The following is a 6,065-nucleotide window of genomic DNA, read 5'->3' as shown; positions in this document are numbered from 1 at the left end:
GCTTATGACGAGGATCACCAACAAATTAAGCGCAATTTAAAGCATAAAGCTTGTTTTTTAAATTTAAAAGCGATGATGAAATATTCACCTGTTTTGATTCATAAAGATACAAAAAAAGAGGCCAATTGGCCTCTTTTTTAAAACAATCAATAATTTTTATTTGTCTTCTTTAAGCCACTGAGCGGCAGATTTAGCAAAGTAGGTCAAAATACCATCAGCGCCAGCACGCTTAAAGCAAAGTAATGATTCCATTACGATGGCTTTTTCTGCTAACCAACCGTTTTGAATTGCAGCCATGTGCATCGCGTATTCGCCGCTGACCTGATAGGCAAATGTTGGTACTGCAAGTTCTGTTTTAACGCGGCGAACAATATCTAAATACGGCATACCAGGTTTAACCATCACCATGTCAGCACCTTCTTGAATATCTAATGCGACTTCGTGAAGTGCTTCATCACTATTGGCCGGATCCATTTGATAACTGTGCTTGTTACCACCTTTAAGGTTGCCTGCTGAGCCAACTGCATCACGGAATGGGCCATAATAGCTAGAAGAGTACTTGGCTGAGTAAGCCATAATTTGGGTATTCACATGACCCGCAGCCTCCAGTGCTTCACGGATAGCGCCAATACGGCCATCCATCATGTCAGAAGGCGCAACAATATCAGCACCTGCTTCTGCATGAGATAGGGCTTGTTTAACTAAGATTTCAGTGGTGATGTCGTTAAGAATATAACCTTCATCATCAATAATGCCATCTTGACCGTGAGTGGTGAATGGATCTAAAGCCACATCAGTCATCACGCCCAACTCAGGGAAAGCTTGCTTTAGTTCACGCACAGCACGCTGAACTAGCCCATCAGGGTTATAAGCTTCTTCAGCCATTAATGATTTCTTTTCTGCCGGAGTCACAGGGAATAAGGCAATAAGCGGAATACCTAATTCAACGAGCTCAGCTGCTTCTTTAAGCAATAAATCGATTGAATAACGTTCAACACCTGGCATAGAAGCCACTTGTTCAGTGCGATTGTTACCTTCAAGAATAAACATTGGGTAGATAAGATCATTTACCGACAATTTGTTTTCTGACATTAAACGGCGGCTGAAATCATGTTTACGCATGCGGCGCATTCTGCGCTGTGGAAACGCACTAGTAATAATATTCACATTCGACTCCTGATATTAATTTGCTCTTATTCGGGCGAAAATAGGCTTACTTGGTTTCGTCCATTGCGCTTAGCTTGGTAAAGCGCTTTATCGGCTTGTTCAAGTAGCAGAGTTGGGTGTTCATCAGTTTCAATTACCGAAGCACTGACTCCAATACTTACAAAAAGGGGAATAGGGTTATTCTCCCAATCAATGGATAACTTGGATATTGCTAAGCGAACTTGCTCTGCTAACTGCATGGCTCCTTCACTATCAGTATTCGGTAATATAATAGCAAACTCTTCACCACCAAAACGTGACACCAGATCGGTTGGACGTTTTAAAAAATCTGAAATTGTAGTCGCAATCACTTTTATTGAGTGATCGCCAGCAAGATGGCCATGTTGATCGTTAATGTCTTTAAACTTATCGATATCAATCATTAATATCGCCATTGGTGTCTGTTGACGACGACTGATACGACCCTCAGCGGCAAGACGCTTATCAAAAGCACTACGGTTTTTAACACCCGTTAAACTGTCAATGGTATTCTGCTGAGTGAGTTTTTGGTTAGCTTCATTTAACTCACGCAAGGTCACTTCAAGTTCTAAGGTTCGCTGTGCCACCATTTGTTCTAAGCGCTCGTTCGCTTGCGCTTCAGCTCGTAGTGCTTCATCTCGGTTTTGTTGTAACCTTACCGCTTGTTCAAGCGCTTTTTTCTGCATTTGTAATTTTGCTTTGCGCTCATCGTTATAGCGCATAGCCAATACTGCTGACATGATAATGACCTCAAAGGTCAGCCCAACCATAATTGGAGTTTGCGGCAAGATTTGCCAGCTAATATGACCTAAATAGATTAATGCTGATATTAAAGAACCAGCAAATAAACCAATACGGCCTATGGCATGGAAGCGGGCGTTTTTAGTGCCTTTTAGAACTTGTATTATTGAAAATACAATTAAGGTAAAACTAATTAAAATGATTGATACACCCAGGAGGTATATGGTCACTTCAAAATTTAAAAATGAGATCACTAAGCTTAGGAATACACAATAAACTGCCAAGTAGCGCCCCATTAGCAACATGCGTTTATTATGATATTTAAGTTGCATAACCTTTTCAGTAAACATCAATGCAAAAGCCAGTGCGATAGGGATCATCATCGGAATGATTAATTGCTGCAGTCCAGGCAATGAGGGCCAAATATACTGAAATGAAATACCATAAATACTCGTGACAATGATCGTTAAGCTCATGACATAACCACAGTAATAACTGTAACTGAACGAGCCAGAAGCCAGTGCAATAAATAAACTGAATAAGCTAATTGCGATTAAAATACCAATTTGAAGCCCATGCACTAGGCTCTGGGTTTCTATCGCATGGCTAAAATCATTCTTGCTCCAAAGCACTAAGGGAATATTGAGTGTGCCGCGATTATTAATTTTAAAATAAAAGGTATGCAGCTCACCGGGTTTCATGTCGAATGGATATAGAAATAAATTACTTTGCAGCGGACGTTGATCAAAAGGCAGGCTATCCCCCATCAGTTCAACATTCTTTAAATCATTATCCACTAGATGAAACAACTTCAATCTATCTAACAGTGGGTTATCTAAGGCGATAATACGTGACAATTGATCGTTAGGGTTATAAATACTGAAGCTGACCCAAGTATTTTTCGCTCCAATTGAGCGCATGTCTGCTTCGGTAAATTTATGCCAATTTTGCTTGTTGTTATTGTGTAAGGTGAGGGTAGCAAGCTCGGTTATATTATTGGAGTTATGGATGTAGAGCCAATCAGTGAGATCAATTTTGGTGATGGAAGATTCTGTTAATCTGAGAGGGGTATTTTTATGATCGTTTGTGTCAAAAACATCTTGATTATTAATTGCTGATACTTGAGTTTGGCTTTGTACATAATCATGATCGATTGCCATGCTCGCTGCGCAAAAAAGTAAGCTGAAAAGCGAGAACAATAATATGGCACTGTAGTGAGTTAGCGGTGCTCTAGGCATTAGTTGTTGCCTAGATTAAAAAAGTTAACGCTATTGCGGTAACAATGATCCGAAAATTGTTCATAGGTTTGCCCACGAAGCTGGGCAATATAGTCGACAATATAAGGTAGATATTGCGGTAAGTTTTTACTCGATTTAGGTTTAGGTCGCATACTTCTTGGCAACAGATAGGGGCTATCGGTTTCAACCATAATCCGGTTATCTGGAATCAGAGGGACAATACTGGCAAGTTCAGCACCACGCCTTTCATCACACACCCATCCCGTAATGCCGATATGAAGATCGAGTTCAATACATGCAAGTAGCTCATCTCTTGTTCCGGTAAAGCAGTGCAGTACAGCTGCAGGTAATTGTTGCCTATATTGAGATACTATTTCAACAAAGTCGTCATGGGCATCACGACAATGCATTAATACTGGCATTTGCAGTTTTACCGCTAAAGCCAGTTGGGCATCGAATGCTTCTCGTTGCTTGTCTCGAGGAGAAAAGTCACGATTATAGTCTAAACCGCATTCACCAATCGCAACGACATGCTCAGAGTCCACTAGGGATTGTAGCTCAGCTGTACTGGACTCATTCCAAGTACTGGCTTGGTGTGGATGTACTCCTGCCGTAGACAACAACTGCATTGGGTATTGCTGGCAAAGGGTGATGGCATCAGTACTTTCAGATAGGTCACTGCCAATAACAATCAGCGGAGATACATTTTTCTCCGCTGCATTGTGAATAATAGTGTCTATATCTACTACTAACCGACTACTGAGTAGGTTAACCGCAATATCGATATGTTGAGACATAATTACTTGAGACGTTTAACTCGCATGGTTGAATTGCGGCCATCACTACCAAGTAAAAATGAACCTAGCGCGCCTTTTTTGATAAAGATGGTTTGGCCAGATTTGAGCTTATAGCGCTCAGTTCCTACTTGTTTCCAAGTTTGCTCATTGGCTAATGTCACAATTAATGAACCATAAGGATCTTTCTTTATGGATGACACTTCGGCATAAAGACGAACATCTTCTTCGTCATCAGCGACTTGTTTTAAGCCAAATTCCTGTTCATCTTTTTCAGTGACATTCTTCAAACCAAACTCTTGCTCAGCGGTGTTAGCACTCGCTTCAACAGGCGCTGCTGCCGCTGTTGGCGTAACAGGTGCTGTGTTTGTTGGTGTTGACGTCACTGCAACTGCTGCAGGCGCAGTGACTGCTTTAGCAGTCTGGGATGTTGAAAGTGTAGATGTTGCTGTAGAAACTGAGGCCGCTAATGCGTCGTAACACATTAGACGGTCCAGTTTATCGGTATGATTGGCACATGTTGCCAATTGCTCTTCCACTGAGGCATGAGCTTGAGAAGTGATAGCCAAAGCAAAAGTGGCAACCAAGGTTAAACGCATAACAGAATCCTTCTTTATTATTGTTTTACTAGTCCATGAGTATTAAATGCATTACTTAGCTGTCAGTGCTTTCACTCTTAGACTCTTCGTTATCTGTATCTTCTTTTGGCGTGTATAGCTTAGCTGCTATGAGGCCGCCTTCAAATAATATTAACATAGGAACAGCTAACATTGTTTGAGAAATAATATCCGGTGGAGTGAGCATCATACCTACGACGAATGCGCCTACGACAATGTATGGTCGTTTTTGCTTTAATTCTTCGGGAGTGGTTACGCCAGCCCAACACATTAATACTACAGCAACGGGAATTTCAAAGGCTAATCCAAAGGCAAAAAATAGCTTCAGAATAAAGCTTAAGTAGCTACTGATATCCGTTGCAACGGTAACGCCTTCTGGTGCCACACTGGTAAAAAAGCCAAACACAACTGGAAAGACAATGTAGTACGCAAATGCAATTCCAAGATAGAACAACAGTGTACTACTGAATAACAGTGGTGTAATAAGGCGCTTTTCGTGCTTGTATAAACCCGGTGCGACAAAAGACCACGCCTGATATAACACATAGGGAATTGCCACAAAAAATGACAACACTAAGGTTAATTTAAATGGGGCGAAAAATGGCGCAGCTACATCTGTTGCAATCATGCTGCCTGTTTCAGGCAGTGATTGCATTAATGGGATCGCCATATAATGATAAATATCATTTGCCCAATAAACTAAACAGATAAATACCAGCAAAACACTGCCGATAGCTCTGAGTAACTTATTACGCAATTCAAGCAAATGACTAATGAGAGGTAGCTGTTGTGACATTGATTACCCGCTAGCTTTTGGTATTTGAACTGGTCGAGTCTGCTGCTTGCTCACTAGTTGTAGTGGCGCTTTCAGCTGGTTTTGCTGTTGCAGCATCTTTATTAATGTCCTCTACTTGATAAGGACGATTAACCGATTGCGCAGCATCTTTTAGCTGATCAATAGACTCTTGTAATTCAGGAGATAAGTTAGACAAACCTTTGCTTTCAGCTTTTTTCAGATCAGCATGTAGCTCTTCGATTTTAAGCTCTTGCTCTAATTCGTCTTTAACAGAGTTTGCCATTCGCTTTAATGAGCGAATCCACCCAGATATTGAACGTACTGCAGTCGGGAGTCTTTCGGGGCCCAATACCACTAGCCCCAAAATACCAATCAGCAGTAGCTCCATAAAGCCAATACCGTCAAACATAATGAATTACGCCTGTTCTTTGTCCTTTGACTCGGACTTTTGTTCAGTTGCCTGTTGAGAAGTTTTCGCTGTGCTTTCTTTATCTTCTAAAGACTTTTTCTCTTCGTCTTCAGGATTCATAGCATTTTTGAAGCCTTTAACAGCGCCACCTAAATCACCACCTAAAGAACGTAACTTTTTAGTTCCGAATAACAAAACAACAATTAACGCAATGATAAGAAGCTGCCAAATACTGATGCCGCCCATGAACATTTCCTCTATAAGAATAAAAACGTGATTTTGAAT

7 protein-coding genes are annotated in these 6,065 nt (G+C 41.0%); all 7 read right to left on the bottom strand.

Going from position 1 to position 6,065, the window contains the following annotated elements; translation table 11 throughout:
* Window positions 1–156 precede the first annotated feature (156 nt).
* The 7 genes from hemB to tatA all read right to left on the bottom strand — a co-directional run bounded on the left by hemB (window position 157) and on the right by tatA (window position 6,026).
* A complete protein-coding gene (gene hemB / locus ACGEDC_RS06065) occupies window positions 157–1,167 on the bottom strand; it encodes a porphobilinogen synthase (protein WP_055023568.1) in 1,011 nt (336 codons plus the stop codon).
* A gap of 26 nt (window positions 1,168–1,193) precedes the next feature.
* Window positions 1,194–3,086 (bottom strand): sensor domain-containing diguanylate cyclase, encoded by a 1,893-nt coding sequence (locus ACGEDC_RS06060; RefSeq protein WP_394497110.1) that lies wholly within the window; start codon window positions 3,084–3,086, stop codon window positions 1,194–1,196.
* Between the two features lie 77 nt (window positions 3,087–3,163).
* The gene (locus ACGEDC_RS06055) at window positions 3,164–3,961 is read right to left on the bottom strand and encodes a TatD family hydrolase (RefSeq protein ID WP_394497108.1); all 798 of its coding nucleotides are present in this window, start codon (window positions 3,959–3,961) and stop codon (window positions 3,164–3,166) included.
* A gap of 2 nt (window positions 3,962–3,963) precedes the next feature.
* On the bottom strand, window positions 3,964–4,557 hold the full coding sequence (locus ACGEDC_RS06050; RefSeq protein WP_394497106.1) for a hypothetical protein: 594 nt from the start codon (window positions 4,555–4,557) through the stop codon (window positions 3,964–3,966).
* A gap of 55 nt (window positions 4,558–4,612) precedes the next feature.
* Window positions 4,613–5,371 carry a twin-arginine translocase subunit TatC gene (gene tatC, locus ACGEDC_RS06045; protein WP_394497104.1) on the bottom strand — a complete coding sequence of 253 codons (759 nt, stop codon included), beginning with the start codon at window positions 5,369–5,371 and terminating at the stop codon, window positions 4,613–4,615.
* Window positions 5,372–5,381: 10 nt separating this feature from the next.
* Window positions 5,382–5,780 (bottom strand): Sec-independent protein translocase protein TatB, encoded by a 399-nt coding sequence (gene tatB, locus ACGEDC_RS06040; RefSeq protein ID WP_055023564.1) that lies wholly within the window; start codon window positions 5,778–5,780, stop codon window positions 5,382–5,384.
* 6 nt (window positions 5,781–5,786) lie between these two features.
* Complete coding sequence (gene tatA, locus ACGEDC_RS06035; protein ID WP_055023563.1) at window positions 5,787–6,026, bottom strand: Sec-independent protein translocase subunit TatA; 240 nt, start codon at window positions 6,024–6,026, stop codon at window positions 5,787–5,789.
* Window positions 6,027–6,065: the final 39 nt, after the last annotated feature.

Source organism: Shewanella sp. ENK2 (assembly GCF_043568515.1).
Lineage (GTDB): Bacteria > Pseudomonadota > Gammaproteobacteria > Enterobacterales > Shewanellaceae > Shewanella > Shewanella japonica.
Note: the sequence above shows the minus strand (reverse complement) of the source record. Positions and strands in the feature narration are given on the sequence as shown.